Source organism: Pseudonocardia tropica (assembly GCF_040105315.1).
In the GTDB taxonomy this organism is placed as follows: Bacteria; Actinomycetota; Actinomycetes; order Mycobacteriales; family Pseudonocardiaceae; genus Pseudonocardia; species Pseudonocardia alni.
In genome coordinates this window covers 1-17,783 of the sequence record NZ_JBEDNP010000032.1, presented here as the reverse complement: position 1 = coordinate 17,783, position 17,783 = coordinate 1, and the positions used below count along the sequence as shown (strand labels likewise).

The window sequence follows — 17,783 nt, the reverse complement described above, 5'->3', positions numbered from 1 at the left end:
CTCGACCTCGGCGACCATGCGCACCGCCCGCTCACGCAACTCCGGCGGATACGGCGGCTGGGAACGACGTGTCATGACTCCATCTCCTCAGAAGATCAAGTCTCCCGACACGCCGGGGCGGTTCAATTGCGGCGATCCCCTTCTGAGATGGGCGGTGAATGTCTGGATTGGGCCGAAGCTCCTCGACCAAACTGGTGAGGATCCTGCCCGTTTCGGCGGCGTCGGACCCTACGGTACGTCCGATATGAACGAGTGCCCGGGAGCCGAGTTCCCCGCACGCCTCAAGCTTGCTGACGGCCAAGGCTGCCGACGCCTTAGCGGCCCGCCACCGGCCGAGGTAGAGGTTCGCCCACGCCAAGTTCGCTCTTGCCAGACCTTCCGGACGGTCTTGGCCCACCGCGGCCGAAGCATCCGCCGCAAGCGAGAGTGACTCGAACGCCTGATCCCACTTGCCTAGTTCGAGCAGCGCGACACCACGCAAGTTGTGCATGTAGTTCCCGTTGTCCGCCTCGGCGGTCCCGACGTAGTGAGCGGCGCTCACCTCCGCTTCCGCTGCGGCGGCCGCCGGATCACCGGTCACGAGCGCATACAGGGCCGACATATTGTGCTGCCAGGCATGGACCACCGCGGAGTCGCCCGGCTCGCGCAGTTCGACGAGGAGCAACACGACGTCCGCGGCGGCCTCGGTATTCGCGTTGTAGCAATGGGCGAGGCCGAGTTCGAATGCCGCGCGGAAGCGGATCAGGCGCGGCACGGTCAGGTCGGCCACCAAGGGAGACAGCACGTCGACGGCCTCGGCCGGCCGGTGCATGTGCCGCAGAGCGATCCCTGACCACATCTCCCATTGACCCGACGGGCCGCGAGGTCCACCGCGCTCGGACCGGCGCCGGAAGTAGGCTGCTGCCGTCGCGAGGTCCCCTGCGAACAGCTCGGTGAAGCCTCGACAGACGTCGGCCGCAGCGGAGTCGGACACGCCGTCGTGCTCGGCGCGCTGAACCGCCACCCGAACGAACTCGGCGTCGCCGTGCCGGACGATGAAGTCCGCGACCTCGGCGAGTGCCTCCAACGCCTCCTCCCGCTCACCACCCCGGAATCGGTGCCGGTACTCGTTCTTCACCGGATCGGCATCGGAGAGCTGCCTCCAGCCGGCTCGGTCGGAAACCGACTCCGCGTACCAGTCGGCAAGGCGCAGGTCCAGATCGATGCGCCGCTTGGAGGTCAGCCGCGACAGCACGTAGTCCGTGTCGAGCGGGTGGAGACGGAGCAGTCCGTCGTCCCCGCAGATCAGCTCACGCCGGGCAACCAGCTCGTCGAGGGCATCCTCGACCTCGTCCGAAGGGCATTCGTTCACCGCCACCAGCGCGTCGACACTCATCGGCACACCGGCCACAGCGACTGCCTCGACCGCCTTCCGGGTCGCCCCGACGAGACCGTCGAAGGCGTCCGAGACGAGCTGCCGCAAGAGTTCGTCGGGCGCGGACTCGGCGCGAAGTAGCCGACGACGCCCCGACATCGGATGGTCGCGCAAGTGTGCGATCACCAACTGCAGTCCGCGGGGTACACCTCCGACACGCCGGCTCAGGGCGCGCAGCGCGTCGTCGTCCAGCTTCCCTGTCCCTGCCCGGCCGTCGACGTCCATCTGCCGCAGCAGCGACGCCGCATGATCCGGGTCCAACCCTTCGTGCAATTCCAGGTGCACGATCGCCACGTCGTTCTCGACGTCGAGACGCAACGCCCGCTGGGACGTCGTTATCACGGTCGGCGCGGAGGGAGCGTCGGCCACGGCCCGGAGGAACACCGGGATGTCCACGCCGAGGATCGCGCCGGACTGCGGTTCCTGCAGATCGTCGAGATTGTCGAGAACGATGAGAACCGCGCGGTCGGCCAACGCCTCGAACAGAGCTGGGAGGGCGGCCGCCCGCGTTGCGGAGAAGCGACGGGCGAGCTGTGACCTCGCGATGTCCGGGAGCAAGCTGCTGGTCTCGTGGACGATGCGGTCCAGGCTGAGGTCGGCGGCGCCGGTGCGGGTGCTGAGGTAGACGACGCAGTCCAGGGATGGAGTGCCGGGCTCCCGGGACTCGACCAGGTCGGTGGCCACCTTCGTGACGACACCACTCTTACCGACACCACGACGACCGATCACTCCCACCACCCGGTGCGGACCGGTGATCAGGTCGGCGAGTCGTTCGCGCAGCTCGTCGCGGTCGTGCCAGTGCTCGAGGGACCCCGACGGACGCAGCCCGACGATTCGCGGCGGTGCCTCCCACAAGGCGGGGACCGACGCGGGAGCATCAACCCTCAGGGTCGGCCACACCCGGAGGATCACATCGAGCGGGATGAGGTATCCGGTCTTGGCGTCCTTGTCGGGATCGACGCTGGCGACGATCCCGACAACGGCACGGAGCTGTGCGTCCCACACCGGTGCTCCGCTGTAGCCGGGGCCGATGGACAGGCCGGTGCTGCGGTCGCCTTCCATCTGCACCAGGTCGTCACCGCGACGGCGGGACAGCCGTCCGTCCGCGAACTGCTCCCCGGCACGTGCTCGCGGGAAGCCCCACACCTCGAAGCGGTGCCCGGAGACGTCGCCGGGGACGACCAGCCGGACCGCAGAGGAACCGGGCGGGGCCCCTCCCTCGACGCGCAGAACAGCGATGTCGCCGTAGCGGGATCCCTCTGTCCGTTCGATCACGAGCGTGACCGGTCGGACCACCTGCTCCGCGAACGGGAAACGGACCGTCACCGGACGCGCGTCCTGCCGCCCGGCGGCTTCACGCCAGACATGGGCACAGGTCACGACGTGGTGCGAGTCGACCAACATCCCGGTACCGACGGGAACATCCCCGTCCAGGATCGCCACCACACCGCACTCGAACGCGAGCCGGACGGGAGCCGATGACACCTGGGTGTGCTCACTCGTCATGGCCGTTCCAGACAATCTTGATCTTGAAGTTGGCCTGCATGCTGCTGGACGCGATGACGGCGCCCATCTTCATGCTCAGCGACAGACCGAACTCGACCTCCACGGTGTCGGGCTTGCGGCTCATCCCGCGCATCCGTCCGATCAACGACTCGGCGATCGGCGTCACCACGGCCGTCGCCGACTCGAAGTCGGTCTGCGCCTCGATCACCGCGTCCGAGCGTGCGGCCAGGCGAAGGTTGTCCGCGTCGGCCGCCTCCTGCTGGACGACGACGACGACGGTCCCGCCGTCGGGCAGCTCGTACCGCACCAGTGCCCCTGACATCCGACCTCCCATTGGTCTTGCACGACGGCGACGCGACCAGTCCGTCCCACGTCATCCGACTGCGCCCAGAGCTCGTCCCACCTCGGCGATCGACGTCGCCGTCGGAAGTTCACGGCCAGCGAGCGGCGAGGACGAGATGTCGATTCCGCGAACGCCCGGGATTTCCAAGAGCTCCGTGGCCAGGCGGATCGCCGCATCGATTCCGGCCCGCCGCGGATCCCGGGACCCCAGGACGCCCTCGGCGTACAGAGGTGGCAGCGCGAGACCCGGGAACCCGGCCAGCAGCTCAGCTGACTCGCGGTCGAGCAGGAGCGGCACGCACGCGATGAACGACATGTCGGAGCCGAGGACCGCCGACACCTCCGACACGAACCGCTCCACAGGCTCCGCACCTCCGGCGTGGTTGACGAAGCAGACCTGCGCGCCCGCGTGGGCCTTCTCGACCAGACGGGACGGACGGGCCGACGTCGGCGGACCGAGGGGGGTCTCGCTGACCGATACGAGCAGCCCCGCCGACCGGGCGAGCGCGGCGAGCTCGGTCGAGTCGAGATCGAAGACCGGCTGCGCGTCCACGCGATGCCCGACGGCCGGATGGTCACCCGTGACGCAGTGGACACCGCCGACCCCGACAGCGGCGAGCGCGGCCAGCTCACCTTCCAGTGCCACCCGGTTTCGATCACGACAGTTCATTCCGGCCCATGCCGGCACCCCTGCCGACTGCACCAACGAGACCTGGAACGACGGGGGAAACTGAACTCGCGCTCCCGGCCTGTCACCGGTGAGTACCGCATCGACACCCGGGGCAAGGGCCTCGACGCATCGGAGCGTGTCATCGCGGCTGCAGGGCACCGTGCTCAGGTCGGCCACGACGATCGGCCGTCGCACCATGAGAGACGACAAGGCGTGCGCGGACGACTGGGGAGGACGAGGTCCGCGCCAGGCCACCGTGGCCAGCCGAGTCCAGGGACAACGGAACGAACCGACCTCGCACGACCCGTCGGGCAGAACTCCTCCACACGGGCCGTAACTCATAGATTTCGGACAGTCGTCCACGACGGGTGACTCGCACGCCCGGCCTGACCGTTACGCGCACCGGACACCTGCCCCGAGGCAATATTCCCCTCGCGCGGCCGGACGTATACCCAGCATCACCGACCGAACCCGTCGACGTAGCTCTCTGCCAGCGCAGCCCCGAAGAAGTCGGCCGGGCGCCGGGATCGGACCGAACGAACGCGATCTCACCGAGTCCAGCGTAGGCCAACACTGCGTCTACACCCGTGCCACCGGACAGGAAGTGCGACCGTTCGCACTGTCCTGACGACTCGTCGAGGTCCCCGACGATTCGGGACTACGTGGCGAAGAACTTCGTGCACCTCACCTCCTCGAACACACGGCCGGCGAGGCAATGGACTCGATGGCCCCGTCCACGCGCGGTCGCGCCGCCGCGGATGGTCTGCCACCGAGAAGCAGATCGTTCGCGTGAGCGAGCAAAGCCTCCGCCACGGATCGGTCGTCGCGACTCTCGCCGACAGCGTGCTCCGACACCTCAAAACTGCCCCTCGTTCGTCGCTGCTCCGGCGCGAGTTCCCGGAACCGCCTACGGAACGCCCCGGTAATGGCGATTGGGCTGTCAGTGGATTCGTGGTGGCGCCGCGAGACGCATGGCAGACGTCGGATGAGACACAGGACGGTCGGGACACTCATACGCTACGCCGCCACTGAGCAGTCGACCGTGTCATCGCCTGGAGGCAGTAATGACGAACAACATCAACACGCTCGAAGCAGCGTTTCCCGCGTTCGCCAAGATGCGGCCGTTGAGCGGGTTTGAGGCCCAGAACGCCGACAGCCCTGGAGGAGGAAAGGACCCCCGGCTGGCTGCACTCGACCGGACGATGGCCATGGCCGGCCTCGACACCGGCGAGGGGCTGTCCGTGCAAGGCTTCTGGGACGACGCCTGGGACTGGGGCAAGAAGGCCGTGGAGACCGGCAAGAAGGCCTACGAGATCGGTAAGGGCCTTGGCCTGTTCTCGGACGGCCCGGATGCCCAGATCGAGGCCCAGTTCCTAGATACGTTCCTGCGCACACAGGTCGAGGACCTGATCAAGAAGCTGCACGAGTACGTCAACCGCTACGGCGGGCTGATCGAGTGCGTCCCATTGGTCACACGGTGCGTCGAGCAGTTCGGTGCCGGGCAGTACGCCGCCGCGCTGGCGACCGGCTATCAGGCCTACAACTGCATCAGTTCGAAGATCTGACGCGGCGATGCCCGATGACCCGCGAAACCGACCCGGGCCACCGCGGGCGCGGCGGGAGTCGTCGCGAGGTACTCCGACGGTCGGCGCCCGGTCGGACGCCGCCCGCGCGGACCCGCGTAACCGCCGACGACCTGGCGAGGAGCACCCGGTCGCGCCCCGGCCGGCCCGGGATGTGTTGATCATCCCGGTCGGCACCCTCCCCGCCGGCGCCGACCCGGTCGACTTGGCCGCGCTGCTGGAGCGGCTGCGCGGCGACCGCGCGAGGAAGGTCCGGCCGATCGGCCGCGCGGCAGCGCCGGAGGCGATCGCCGCGACGCTGACCGAGCCGGAGATCGCCGATCTCGTCCACGAACTCGGTGGGCGGGCGACGGTCGTCAGCGACACCCCGATCGACCTCTGATCGTCTCCCGGGGATGACCCCGGGACCGACTCTCCCGGCCGTCCGGAGGCGGCCGGTGGAAGGGACGTCCGCCATGCCCGATCCGAAACCCCGCCGATCCACCCGGTCGACCCGGCGTCGCGACGAGCCGGAGTACTCCGACACCGGACCGGCCGTGGACGCACCGGAGCCCACCGAGGCGGACGGCCTGCAGCCGGCCGCCGACACCGGACCCGCCGACGGCGAACCCGATCCCGACGGCGAGCACTCCGTCACCGGGAAGCCCCGGCAGTACCTGATCGCCGCCCGCGGCGCGGTGAACCGGATCGGTCCGGCGGATTTCGACCCGCAAGCGGCGGGCGTGAACGCGAACATCCTTGCCGCCCTCGAGGCTGGGGCGGGCACGGTCCTCGCGACCCTGGAGGGCCCGCAGAGCCTCGCCGTCGCCGGTGCGGGCCCTCCCGCACAGGACTTGATCTTCGTTGCCGAGATGGACGACCAGCAGGCCCACAACCTGCGACGGAACTTCAGCACGGCGATCGTCGCAGAGGATGTTCCGGTCGAGATGGCCCCGGCGACACTGGCGCCGGACCCCGGCCTGCTGCCGATCATGCCTCTGGAGGACGCCGTCCACGTGTCGGTGGTCGTGCGCGCGGACGGGCAGGCGCTGGCCGGGGCCAACGCCTACCTGATGGGCAGCGTATTCCCGGCCCAGGGCGTCGCCGACGAGGACGGGCGAGTCGAGTTCACGATCTACGGCGAGCGGCTGGACACCATCAAGGCGCTCTACGTCAAGCCGCGCGGGGACTACTGGAGCCTCTGGCTGCCGCGCCCGTCGCTCGTCGAGGGCCGGGACAACGTGGTCGAGCTCCATCCGCTGGGGGTGCAGTACCCCGGCTTCCCGGACGAACAGGTCTGGGGATGGGGCCAGACCGCCATGGGGCTCGACCGGCTCGACGGCGACCTGACCGGCGCCGGGGTCCGGGTCGCGGTCGTCGACTCCGGGGTGCAGGCCGACCACCCGAACCTCAGCGTCGACGACGGCCGCGACCTGGTCACCGGCAACGCCTGGGGCACCGATGGCGTCGGCCACGGCACCCACTGCGCGGGCGTGATCTGCGCCAGGGACACCGGCTCCGGCGTCCGTGGGTTCGCCCCGGACGCCGAGCTGATCGCCGTCAAGATCTTCCCCGGGGCGCAGGTCAGCCACCTGGTCGAGGCGTTGAACTTCTGTATCGAGGCGGAGGTCGACGTCGTCAACATGAGCCTCGGCGTGCCGGCGCTGGACCCGCCGCAGATCGAGTTACTGCAGGGCAAGCTGCGCCAAGCACGCGCAGCCGGGGTGGCCTGCATCGTGGCCGCCGGCAACTCGGCCGGACCGGTGCAGTATCCGGGGGCGTTCGCCGAGGTGCTCACAGTAGCCGCGGTCGGCCGACAAGGTACCTTTCCGGACGACAGCTACCACGGCACGCAGGTCAGCGGTCCCGCTCCAGGCCGGGACGCGTTCTTCCCCGCCAAGTTCACGTGCTTCGGACCCGAGGTCGACGTGGCCGCGCCCGGCGTCGCGGTCCTCTCGACCTTCGCCCCGACCGGATACTCCGCGATGGACGGCACCTCGATGGCGGCCCCGCACGTGGCCGGTCTGGCGGCCCTGCTCGTCGGGCACCACCGAGACCTGCGCGACGCCCCCCGCGACGGCGCCCGCGTGGACCGCTTGTTCCAGATCATCACCAGCGGCGCCCGCAGACTGCCCTTCCCCGCTTCCGACGACCTCCGCCAGGGCTCCGGACTCCCGACCGTGGACCGGGCGCTGGCCACGCGGAGCACGAACGAAGTCCGGACCTCGCCAGCCGAGGCGACGGCGACGGCGACCGGCCGGGAGACCCGCCCCGACCTGAGCGACGAGTTCCCGATGTTCAAGGGCATCACACCCGGCCGGACCGGGACGGTCGACCTGCGGTCGCTGCAGGCCGAGCTGGACGACCTGGCCCAACTGGAGGATCAGCTCGCCAGCCGGGGCGAGCCGACGCTGGCCGGGCACGGTGGTCGGCCCTCGTCGCCGGAGCTGCAGCAGCTCGACGACACGATGCGCGACCACGGGATCGCCATCCCGTCCGGCACCGGTCCGAACCGCCCTCGACGAGACGTTCGGCTCGACAAGCTGGACCGGGCACTCGCCGCGGCCGGCCTCGCCACCGCCCCGGTCTCCGTGCAGGACATGGCGACGCCGACCGCCGAGCACAGCGCCGAGTTGCAGTTCCTCGACACGTTCCTGCAGGACCCGGTCGAGGACCTGATCCAGCAGCTGCGGCGCTATGCCCACCAGTACAGCGGTGTCCGCGACTGCGTCCCGCTGATCGACCGAACGGTCCGCCTGTTCGGTGCGCATGACTATCCGGGTGCCCTCGCCACCGGGTACCAGGCGTTGACCTGCATCCGTTCCAAGCTCGGCGGTTGAGGCCGGCCGCACGCGGCGGTGCGTCCGCGCGCGGGCGTTGCGATCGACTTGTGTGAACCCGACATCAAGGAGAAGACCGATGGAGAACTCGACGTTCGAGATTCTGAGCACCGACCCGGTCACCCAGGTACCCGAACCGGTCCGGATCACGACCGCGGCTCTGCGCGACGCCCTGCTCAAGAACCCGGCGTTGCTGGTCGGCGCGCTGCACGAGGTGCTGGAGAAGCGGTTCAACCCGAACCTGGCAACGGCCGAGGCACCGGTCACCCTGGACACCCCGATCAGCGGCCTGATCGCCGACGTCGACTTCCAGCGGCTGTCTTCGGCCGCGCGCCGGCTGACCCGCGGCGATCTGATGTCGCTGGCCGGCTGGGGCGACACGGTCAAGAAGTCACCCGAGGAGCTCGGCCTTGATGTCGAGGACATCCAGCTCATCCGGGACATCTTCGGCAAACAACTGGGCTCTGAGCTCGGGCTGAGCTTCCTGGACAACATCTCCTGTTGCTCGTGCACGCCGTGTTGTTGCGCTGCCGCGGTGACACCACCAGCCCGCGCGCTGGCGTGACGAGGCATCGGGATGGGGAGCGAGAGCCGGGGGCAACCGATGCGTGTCCTGCTGGTGTGGCCGTGTTCTCGCAACGAGGTGCTCGGCTGGGGTGATCTTGGCGCCGTCGCCGAACCACTCGCACTCGAGTACCTGGCTGCCGGACTAGGCCTCGACGGCCATGCCGTGCAAGTGTTGGACCTGCGTCTGCACCCGGGATCGCTGGATCGCACGCTCGACGAGTTCGCCCCGCACGTGGTCGGGGTGACCGCGTACTCGATGCACGTACTGGCCGCCCTGAAAGTCTGCGCACAGGTGAAGGCCCGCAGGCCGAATTGCCGGACGGTAGTCGGCGGGCACCACGCCACCCTGCTGCCCGAGGACTTCCTCGAACCGCAGTGCGACCACGTCGTCGTCGGCGAGGGTGTTGCGCCGGCACGGGCGCTGCTCGCTGCCCTGAGCGCGGGGAACCCCGAACGTGCGGTCGCCGGCGTCTGGTCCCGGGGGCAGACCGGCTTCGTGTGGGGCGGCGAGCCCGGGCCGTTCCGGATCGACGACCTGCCGCAGCCGGACAGGTCGGTCACCGCCGGCGACCGGCACGCCTACTTCATCGACTGGATGAAGCCGGTCGCGCTGGTACGCACAACCGTCGGGTGCCCGTACCGCTGCACGTTCTGCTCGCTGTGGAAGATCATGGACGGGCGCTATCACCGCCGCGAGATAGACGGCGTCGTCGCCGAGATCGCCGGAATCGACGAGGAGTTCGTGTTCCTCGTCGACGACGAGGCCTTCATTGACGGCCGCCGGATGACCGCACTGGCCAGGGCTCTGCACGCGGCGGGGGTCCGCAAACGCCTGTTCGCCTACTGCCGCATCGACACACTCCTCCGCCAGCGCGACGCCGTGGCGGCGTGGAAGGAGGTCGGCCTGGAGCGCCTGTTCGTCGGGATCGACGCCACCACCGGCGACATGCTGCAGGAGTACAACAAACGGGTCACCGTCAGCCAGGTCGAAGCCGGCCTACGACTGGCCCGCGAGCTCGGGATCGAGATCTTCGCGCAGTTCGTCGTCAGCCCCACATTCAGCCGTCGCGACTTCCGGCAACTGGTGCGCTTCATCGAGCACCACCGCATCAGCTATCCCTCGTTCACCGTTCTCACCCCCATCCCCGGTACCGCGATGCTGGAGACCTTCGATGCGGTGACCGAACGCCAGTCCAACGGTCGGCCGAACTGGGAGCTGTTCGACTGCCAGCACGCCGTCACCGCGACCGCGCTGCCGCGCGAGGAGTTCATCCGCGAGTACGTAAACCTGTTCCAGGTCTTCAACGGCGCCTACACCCGACACCGCGACCACAACGTCGTCGTCGACAACCCCACGTGCGAGGGCGACATCGGTGCGATGACCGCGCTGCTGCGGCGGCGGTCGGCGCCGGCCACCGTCCTCGCGCCGCCCGAAGCAGCCCCCCACCCAGCCGAGAGGCAGAATTCATGAAACTCGACATCGACACCGTCGAACCGCGGCTGCAGGCCCTCCGGGTCCAGCTCGTCGACGTCGACGACGGGGTGCTGGTCAAGCGCGGCCGCGTCGAGTTCCGGGTTTCCGGGGCGCGGGCGGCGCAGGTGCTGCAGCTGCTCCTGGTCACCGCCGTCGGTGGGGCCACCAGGACTGAGCTCTGCGCGCCGTTCGCGGGACCGGACCGCGCCGCTGTGGATCGGCTGATCGGGGAGCTGGAGCGCCGGCGGATCCTGGTCCCGCCGGAGGAGGCGCCCGGCGCGGCCACTGACAGCCCGGAGACCGAGAACGACCTGTTCGTCTGGCACTTCGGCGAGACCGTGGACTCGCTCGCCGACCGGCTGGTCGCACGGCGGATCACGATCATGGGCGTGAACGCCGTCTCGCACCGGATTGCAACGGCGCTCATCGACGGCAGCGTGCCCGGCGTCGAGGTCGTGGACTACCCCCTGCTGGCCAACCTGCGGATGTTCGACGACCGCGGCGCACTCGACACGACGCGGTGGACCGCCGGCATCACCCCGGTGCCCTACGACCGATGGCGGCCCGACGACGACCCCGACCGTCCGGTCACCCTGATCGCCACGACCGACTTCGGTGGACTGCGCATGCTGCGCTGGTGGAACGAGCAGGCCGTCGCCCACAACTGGCACTTCCTGCCGGTCGCGTTACGTGACCTGATCGGCTACGTCGGCCCGTTCGTCGTGCCCGGCGAGACCGCCTGCTATGAGTGCCTGCGCGCTCGGCAGAACTCGCACCTGGCTGACCCGCCATTGCACCGAGCCACCGAGGAGCACGCCTTCGAGGGACAGGCCGCGACCGGCTTCCATCCGGCGATGGCCTCGATCCTCGGTGACATCGCGGCGCTGGAGATGGTCAAGTTCTACGGTGGATGGCCGGGTCCGCGCCTGGTCGGGTCCCTGGTCGAGGTGAATCTGTTGGCGACAACCATGGCGTCGCGGCGAGTGCTGCGTATCCCGCGCTGCGCGGTATGCGGCAATCGAGGCCGTCGCTCGGGGATCTCACTGACCCGGCAGTCGTTCCTACCAGGGCACGAGGTCTACGCGTGAGCGCCACCCCGACCGCGGTGCGCCGGGCCCGGCTCGCCGATCTCACCGAGTACCTGGTGGATGACCGGGTCGGCGTCGTCGGCGCGGTGGAAGAGTCGCCGCGCGCAGCGGGCGCGCCGGACTTCTTCCATTTCGTGGCCCGCGCGGCGAACACCGCGACCTTCTCGGCGTTGCCCAACTTTGCCAACGCCGGTGGGGCGGCGATGGTGCGCGAGGATGCCGTGGCCAAGGCCATCGGCGAGGCAGTCGAGCGGTACTGCTCAGCGATCTTCGACGTCGAACGGCTGCCGTTGGCCACGGCTGAGGACGCCCCGTTCGACTGTGTCGATCCCGCCGAGTTCGCCCTGCACACCGATGCCGAGTACGACGACCCGGGGTTCCCCTGGGCCCGGTTTCGGACCGACACTCCGGTGCGCTGGGTCCCGGCGACTGACCTGGCGACCGGTGGGATCCGGCACGTGCCCGCGGCGATGGTCTACGTCCCTTACACCTACTATCTCGACAGCGGCGACCGGGCGATCGTTCAGCCCATCTCTACCGGATTGGCATGTCATAGCAGCCCCGCCGAGGCCGCCCGATCGGCGATCTGCGAGACCGTCGAACGGGACGCGTTCACAATCACCTGGCAGGCCCGGCTCGCCGCCCGCCAGATCCTCGTCGAGACTCTCTCCGACGCCAACTACGACGCGGTGCACCGGTTCGAACGGACCGGCAGCACGGTGACGCTGCTCGATATCACGACCGACTTCGCCGTCCCGACGGTGCTCGCCCTCCTACACAGCGCGGCGCCGGGAGCGCCCGCGCTGGTGGTCGCCGCCGCGGCCGAACCGGACCCGGAGCTCGCGGTCCGTAAGAGCCTCGAGGAGCTGGCACACACCCGCCGCTACAGCCAACAGATCAAGGACGGGCTACCGAGGCTGGCGAGGCTGCCCGGCTACACCAACGTCGTGGACCAGGTGTCACACCTGAACTTCTGGGCCGACCACGCCAACGCCGAGCTAGCGCAGTTCGCGGTCGCCTCACCGGAGCGGGTGGCCTTCGACGACCTCCCGAGCATCGCCACCGGCGCCCCGGACCACGACGTCGCTGCACTGGTCGACCGCATCAGCCGGGCCGGGCACCAGGTCCTGATCGCCGACGTGACCACCTCAGACGTGCGCGACCTCGGCCTCACCGTCGTTCGGGCGATCGTGCCGGGCAGTCATCCGCTGTACATGGGTCACACCGGTCGAGCCAGGGGCGGGCGCCGGCTGTGGGAGGTACCGCAGCGGCTCGGCCATCGCGGCCTCAGCCGGGAGATCGGCGACAACCCTTTGCCCCACCCGTACCCGTGAGAATCCGACACAGAAGGGGGTCGAGGTGACGACCTGGGAAAGCATCTGCGACCCGCCGGCGACCGATGAGGCGTGGGAGCTGTTCCACGAGAACTCTAAGACCGGCCGGTTCTCCGACGTCCGTCCGACCGAGCTCGTGCTCGCGCGCATGGCCGAGTTGGCCGAGTCACTGCCTTACACCCACTACCCGACGATTCCGCTGCCGGACGAGCACCTGCCGCTGGAGCGACCACTCGGCGACACGCTCGCCGACAGGGTGTCAGCCCGGTCGCTACGGGCCTGCCCGCTGACGTTGCCCGCCGTCGCGACCCTGCTGCACCATGCCTACGGTGTCACCCGGACCAACGTCGGCACGGGGTACCCGCGCCCGTTCCGGTCGGTCCCGTCCGGCGGAGCCCTGTACCCGCTGGAGATCTACTTCCACAGCACCCGGGTGGAGGGGATCGAACCGGGTCTCTATCACTACAACCCGGCCGAGAATCTTCTGCACCTGATCCGCTACGGAGACCGTTCCCGGCAGATCTGTGAGGGCGTCCTGCAGGGCGAGCTCCTGGCCAACGCCGCCATGGTCGTATTCGTCACGGCGCTGTTCGAGCGCTCAGTCTTCAAGTACGGCGACCGCGGATACCGGTTCGTGCTGCTGGAGGCCGGGCACGTCGCGCAGAACTTGGCGCTGGTCGCGAACGCACTCGGACTGGCGTCAGTGGGGATCGGCGGATACTTCGACCGCGAGGTCGACGAATTGATCGGCATCGACGGTCTGGCGCACTCGACGATCTACCTGACCGCGCTCGGCCGCGACGCCGGCGCCGCACCGGGTCCCGGTGGTCCGGTGTGACCGCGAGACCGGTGCGCGGCTGGTGTCTGCTCGCGTTCGAGAGCGAGCTCAGGGACACGCTGACCCCGAGCACCGCCGGCAACATCCGCGTGGTGATTGTCCGGCACGCGGGCGAGGTCCGGGTCGTCGACGGCGATTGCCCGCACCGCGGCGCCCACCTGGCCCACGGCCGGCTGGAACGGGACCGGATCGTGTGCCCGTTCCACGGCCATCGGATCGGGCTCGGGGACACCGGAGACGAACCGGGCAGCTGCCGGTTCCGGGTCCGCGAGTACCCCACTCTCGTCGTCGGGGGCATGGTGTTCGCCAGGTTTGGTACCGGCCACGAGCACGGGCTGGAGGCGTACCTGACAGAACTGGACCACACGCACTACGTCATCACCGGCTTCACGATGCCGGTCCGGGCCGGCGCGCACTGGGTGACCGAGAACGCGCTGGACGACGCACACTTCCGGCAGGTTCACGGCATCGGCACCCGGCCCGGCCTCGACGTCACCACCGGCCCGGACGGTGAGCTGGTCGCAACCGGGTTCTTCGCTCTCCCACGCGCCGCCGGAGCGGGCCGGTCCGGCGACGGCCCGGTGCGGGTCAGCTATGAGGCCCGCGTGTACAGCCCGTGGCTTGTCGTGTCCGCGCTCGGCGGGTCGCGGCCCTACATCATCGTCACCGGGGCAACCCCGCTGCCGGACGGCACCTGCACCGTTCGGCTGGCGCTGGTTGCCCCGCCGCACGCCGACGCCACGCCAGACGGCGAGTGGTGCCGGGAGATCCTGCGCAACAGCAGGGACGGGCTGGAGAGGGACCGGGCAGTCTGGGAGCACCTGTCGCCGACCACCCCGTTCTCCCCAACCCCGCAGGACGCCCCGGTGCTGGCATTCCGCGACTTCTGCCGGCCGTTCCAGGACGCCGGCCCCGCCCCATCGATCCCGTTCCGGCGCGAGGCCGCCGGCGCCGGGACCTCCTGACCGGCCGAGGTGTCACGGTGTGTGGGTTGCTGGCCATGCACTCTTTGAGGGGTGCACTGTTCCCGGACCAGCTCGCGCGCGGCCTCGCCCGGATCGCCCACCGCGGGCCGGACGCCCAGCACGTACAGATGCTCGAGAGCGGGCGGGTCGGTCTCGGCCATGCCCGGCTGCGGGTGATCGACCCGTTGGCCGGGGACCAACCGCTGAGCTCCGCCGACGGCCGCCTCGTGGCCGTCGTGAACGGCGAGTTCTACGACCACGACCGGATCCGTGACGAGCTCGCCGTTCGCGGTCACCTGCTGCGCACCCGGTCGGACAGCGAGATCCTGTTGCACCTCTACGAAGAGCACGGCACAGGCTGTCTCTCCCAGCTGCGCGGCGAGTTCGCGTTCATCCTCTGGGACGGCCGGGCCGGTCGGCTGTTCGCCGCTCGTGACCGGTTCGGGGCCAAGCCGCTGCTGCACGCCACGGTCGGAGGCGTGCTCTACCTGGCCTCGGAGGCGAAAGCGCTGTTCGAGGCCGGTGTCCCGGCCCGCTGGGACAGCGAGGCGTTCTTCCAGCACAGTCACGTGTTCGTCGACCAGGACCGGACGATGTTCGGGGGCGTGCGGCAGGTTCCGCCGGGCCACTACCTGCTCGCCGAGGGCGGCACTACGAGAACCGTCTGCTACTGGGACGTGGACTACCCGCGGACCGGCGATACCGCCGGTGGGTGGGACACCCACGGCGCCGCCGAGGCAGTCCGCACGGCGCTCGAGACGGCGGTGCGGTTGCGACTGCGCGCCGACGTGCCGGTCGGCTGCTACCTCAGCGGTGGAGTGGACTCCTCGGCCGTGCTCGGGATGGCCGCGTTGCACTCTCCTGGCCCGGTCGAGGCATTCACCATCCGCCTCGACGGTGACCCCGGCGGCGAATGCGCGGTCGCAGAGCGGACCGCCTCAAGCGCAGGCGCTCGATTCCAGCCGGTACCGGTCGACCGCCGGATGCTGGCCGACCACTTCGCCGACGCGGTGTGGCACGCCGAGTCGATCCTGCCGAACGAGAACACAGTCGCGAAGTTCCTGCTCAGCCGCGCGGCACGGGCCGCGGGCTGCCGGGTCGTGCTCACTGGGGAGGGGGCCGACGAGGTGTTCGGCGGCTACGCCTTCGTGCAACGCGACGGGATCCGACATGCCGGCCCGGCCCGCGAGGCAGTGTGGCACCGGACGGCCGGCGAGCTGGGCGTGCCGCGGGCCGGTGCGCCGGAGCTGCCGACGGCGCGTGTGGCCGAGCTGCTCGGGTTCGTGCCCTCGATCATCTCCTCCAGCGCGCAGTCCGCGGTCTACCAGCGGGGCGTTATGCGAGACGAGTTCCTGGCGCCGTTCGCCCGGCGCGACGCCTACGGCGAGTTCGTGGGCAAGCTCGACGTGGCCGGGCAGCTCGCCGGGCGCGAGACGCTACATCAGTCGCTCTACCTGCTCTACAAGTCGATGCTGCCGAACTACCTGCTCGGTCAGCTCGGTGATCGGATGGAACTCGCGCACGGGGTCGAGGGCCGGTTGCCGTTCCTCGACCACCCGCTCGTCGAGCTCGTCCGGACGATCCCGGCCCGGGTCCTGATCGGCGGCCCGGTGGAGAAGTCCCTGCTACGCGATGCTGCCCGCCCGGTGCTGCCCGAGGAACTGCGGACCCGGCGCAAGCGGGTGTTCTGGTCACCGGCCGGACTCCAACCCGGCGACCCGGTGCACGAGATGCTGCACGACGTGCTGCGCGGCAGGGCACTCGACGCCCTGCCGTTCTACGACCGGCGCAGCGTGCTCGGGCTGCTCGACGCGGTCCCGGCGCTGGCCCGAAACCCGGGCGCGGCAGCTGGGGTATCGACGCAGCTGGTGAGCATTGCCAGTGCGTGCCTGCTGCAAGAACAGTTCGCGCTGTGATCGCGCCGGACTCAGGCGCCGGTCACGACGTCCACCTTGACCAGGAAAGGCCCCCCGTCGAGCGGATAGCCGGGGACCAGCTGACCGGACACCCGGACCTTCCGATCTGTCACAGCGTCCAGCACGGCCGGGTCGTCCCCGCACAGCGCATACCGGACGGTCCCCGTGTCGTCGGTGAGCAGATGCGTCCCGTACTGGAACCAGGTCAGGCCGCACGAGCGGACGACACCTTCGGCAGTGAGCCGCGAACCGGTGGACACTCGGTCAGGATGGCACGCCCTGCAGGGGACGCGTACGTATCGATCGACGGCGAGGTCGCCGCTCGAGTCCGCGCCGGCGCCGGACCGCCGGTGCTGTGGATCCACGGTTACACCCTCGACTCCGGAATATGGGCTGCGTTGTGGGACCGGCTGCCGGAGTACACCCATGTCGGGATTGACCTGCCCGGACACGGCGAATCGGCGCCGCTGCGTCGGGAGGAGGGCCTCGGCGTGCTCGCCGACAGGCTCGGCCGGATCGCGTCCGGGCTGGGTGCCCGGCACGTCGTCGCGCTGTCGTTCGGCACGATCGTGGCGATCGAGCTCGCCGCCCGCTGGACAGACACGGTCCGCACCCTCGTACTCGGTGCGCCCGCACTCGGAGGGGGTCCCCAGGACCCCGTGACCCAGCGGCGCTACCGCGAGATCATCCGGTGCCACCGGCGGTCTGGACCGGGGAAGGAGCTGCGGGATCTATGGCTACGCCGGGACTCGAACGTGTTCCGGCACGCCAGCCGGGACCCCTCGTTGTGGGCTCTACTGCAGTCCACCGTGGCCCGGCATCGCTGGACCGAGCTGCGCGATGGCAGCATGCACCGGCTCACCGCACAGACCCAGGACAAGGCTCTGCTGCGCCGGATCACCGCCGACACCCTGCTGTTGCTCGGCGAGCACGAGATGCCGGCGTTCGTGGCCTCCGCCGCCCGGATCCGGTCCGCGGTCCGGCGCAGCCGCCGGGCCGAGGTGCCCGGGACCGGGCACCTGTGCTTACTCGAGGATCCGGACACCGCGGCAGCGCTGATCGGAGTGCACCTCAGCGCCGCCGCGGAGGGCCCACGATGACCGGGTCCCGATGTCCGATCAGCCGCGATCACGCAGCGGACTGTCAACGGCGGGTTTGGAGTGACCCCGTAACGACGGACTGGGACTGACCCCTGTCGGTGTTCAGTCGTTGCTGGCGCGGTTGTGCTTCGCCAGTAGCTCGCGTCGGGCGCGGGTCCGATAGGAGT

General features: G+C 69.8%; 15 protein-coding genes and 1 pseudogene. 11 read left to right on the top strand and 5 right to left on the bottom strand.

What is annotated here, in order from left to right; translation table 11 throughout:
- Positions 1-31: 31 nt before the first annotated feature.
- The 4 genes and pseudogenes from WHI96_RS26315 to WHI96_RS28000 all read right to left on the bottom strand — a co-directional run.
- Complete coding sequence (locus tag WHI96_RS26315; RefSeq protein WP_349302470.1) at positions 32-2,920, bottom strand: trypsin-like peptidase domain-containing protein; 2,889 nt, start codon at positions 2,918-2,920, stop codon at positions 32-34.
- Positions 2,910-3,227 (bottom strand): CU044_2847 family protein, encoded by a 318-nt coding sequence (locus WHI96_RS26310; protein WP_349302469.1) that lies wholly within the window; start codon positions 3,225-3,227, stop codon positions 2,910-2,912. Before WHI96_RS26310 ends, WHI96_RS26315 begins: the two co-directional genes overlap by 11 nt.
- Positions 3,228-3,293: 66 nt before the next feature.
- Positions 3,294-4,109, bottom strand: coding sequence for a methylenetetrahydrofolate reductase (locus tag WHI96_RS26305; protein WP_345643762.1), 816 nt, complete (start codon positions 4,107-4,109; stop codon positions 3,294-3,296).
- Between the two features lie 96 nt (positions 4,110-4,205).
- Positions 4,206-4,295, bottom strand: a pseudogene (locus WHI96_RS28000) (methylenetetrahydrofolate reductase C-terminal domain-containing protein); the annotation flags it as partial.
- 701 nt (positions 4,296-4,996) lie between these two features.
- Here WHI96_RS28000 and WHI96_RS26300 point away from each other — a divergent pair.
- The 10 genes from WHI96_RS26300 (at position 4,997) to asnB (ending at position 16,516) form a co-directional block, all read left to right on the top strand.
- Positions 4,997-5,497, top strand: coding sequence for a hypothetical protein (locus WHI96_RS26300; protein WP_345643765.1), 501 nt, complete (start codon positions 4,997-4,999; stop codon positions 5,495-5,497).
- A gap of 175 nt (positions 5,498-5,672) precedes the next feature.
- Positions 5,673-5,897, top strand: a complete 225-nt coding sequence (locus WHI96_RS26295; protein ID WP_345643768.1) for a hypothetical protein — start codon at positions 5,673-5,675, stop codon at positions 5,895-5,897.
- 73 nt (positions 5,898-5,970) lie between these two features.
- Positions 5,971-8,334, top strand: a complete 2,364-nt coding sequence (locus tag WHI96_RS26290) for a S8 family serine peptidase (RefSeq protein WP_345643771.1) — start codon at positions 5,971-5,973, stop codon at positions 8,332-8,334.
- Between the two features lie 79 nt (positions 8,335-8,413).
- Entirely contained in the window at positions 8,414-8,899 is a 486-nt protein-coding gene (locus WHI96_RS26285) for a hypothetical protein (RefSeq protein ID WP_345643774.1), read from the top strand.
- A gap of 39 nt (positions 8,900-8,938) precedes the next feature.
- Entirely contained in the window at positions 8,939-10,372 is a 1,434-nt protein-coding gene (locus tag WHI96_RS26280; RefSeq protein ID WP_345643776.1) for a B12-binding domain-containing radical SAM protein, read from the top strand.
- Positions 10,369-11,463, top strand: a complete 1,095-nt coding sequence (locus WHI96_RS26275; protein WP_345643780.1) for a TOMM precursor leader peptide-binding protein — start codon at positions 10,369-10,371, stop codon at positions 11,461-11,463. The genes WHI96_RS26280 and WHI96_RS26275 overlap by 4 nt, the downstream gene beginning before the upstream one ends.
- Positions 11,460-12,797: a YcaO-like family protein gene (locus tag WHI96_RS26270; RefSeq protein ID WP_345643782.1), complete on the top strand. Its 1,338-nt coding sequence runs from the start codon at positions 11,460-11,462 to the stop codon at positions 12,795-12,797. The genes WHI96_RS26275 and WHI96_RS26270 overlap by 4 nt, the downstream gene beginning before the upstream one ends.
- Positions 12,798-12,822: 25 nt before the next feature.
- Positions 12,823-13,635 carry a SagB/ThcOx family dehydrogenase gene (locus WHI96_RS26265; RefSeq protein WP_345643786.1) on the top strand — a complete coding sequence of 271 codons (813 nt, stop codon included), beginning with the start codon at positions 12,823-12,825 and terminating at the stop codon, positions 13,633-13,635.
- Entirely contained in the window at positions 13,632-14,600 is a 969-nt protein-coding gene (locus WHI96_RS26260; RefSeq protein WP_345643789.1) for a Rieske 2Fe-2S domain-containing protein, read from the top strand. The genes WHI96_RS26265 and WHI96_RS26260 overlap by 4 nt, the downstream gene beginning before the upstream one ends.
- A gap of 17 nt (positions 14,601-14,617) precedes the next feature.
- On the top strand, positions 14,618-16,516 hold the full coding sequence (asnB, locus tag WHI96_RS26255; protein ID WP_345643792.1) for an asparagine synthase (glutamine-hydrolyzing): 1,899 nt from the start codon (positions 14,618-14,620) through the stop codon (positions 16,514-16,516).
- An 11-nt stretch (positions 16,517-16,527) separates the two neighbouring features.
- Here asnB and WHI96_RS26250 read toward each other — a convergent pair whose 3' ends face one another.
- On the bottom strand, positions 16,528-16,776 hold the full coding sequence (locus WHI96_RS26250; protein WP_345643795.1) for a hypothetical protein: 249 nt from the start codon (positions 16,774-16,776) through the stop codon (positions 16,528-16,530).
- Positions 16,777-16,785: 9 nt separating this feature from the next.
- Here WHI96_RS26250 and WHI96_RS26245 point away from each other — a divergent pair, with 9 nt between their 5' ends.
- Positions 16,786-17,616 (top strand): alpha/beta fold hydrolase, encoded by an 831-nt coding sequence (locus WHI96_RS26245; protein ID WP_345643798.1) that lies wholly within the window; start codon positions 16,786-16,788, stop codon positions 17,614-17,616.
- Positions 17,617-17,783: the final 167 nt, after the last annotated feature.

Coding starts and splice junctions, on each gene's coding strand:
- WHI96_RS26315 (WP_349302470.1), bottom strand. CDS start 2,920: ATGACGAGTGAGCACACCCAGGTGTCATCGGCTCCCGTCCGGCTCGCG.
- WHI96_RS26300 (WP_345643765.1), top strand. CDS start 4,997: ATGACGAACAACATCAACACGCTCGAAGCAGCGTTTCCCGCGTTCGCC.
- WHI96_RS26290 (WP_345643771.1), top strand. CDS start 5,971: ATGCCCGATCCGAAACCCCGCCGATCCACCCGGTCGACCCGGCGTCGC.
- WHI96_RS26285 (WP_345643774.1), top strand. CDS start 8,414: ATGGAGAACTCGACGTTCGAGATTCTGAGCACCGACCCGGTCACCCAG.
- WHI96_RS26280 (WP_345643776.1), top strand. CDS start 8,939: ATGCGTGTCCTGCTGGTGTGGCCGTGTTCTCGCAACGAGGTGCTCGGC.
- WHI96_RS26275 (WP_345643780.1), top strand. CDS start 10,369: ATGAAACTCGACATCGACACCGTCGAACCGCGGCTGCAGGCCCTCCGG.
- WHI96_RS26245 (WP_345643798.1), top strand. CDS start 16,786: ATGGCACGCCCTGCAGGGGACGCGTACGTATCGATCGACGGCGAGGTC.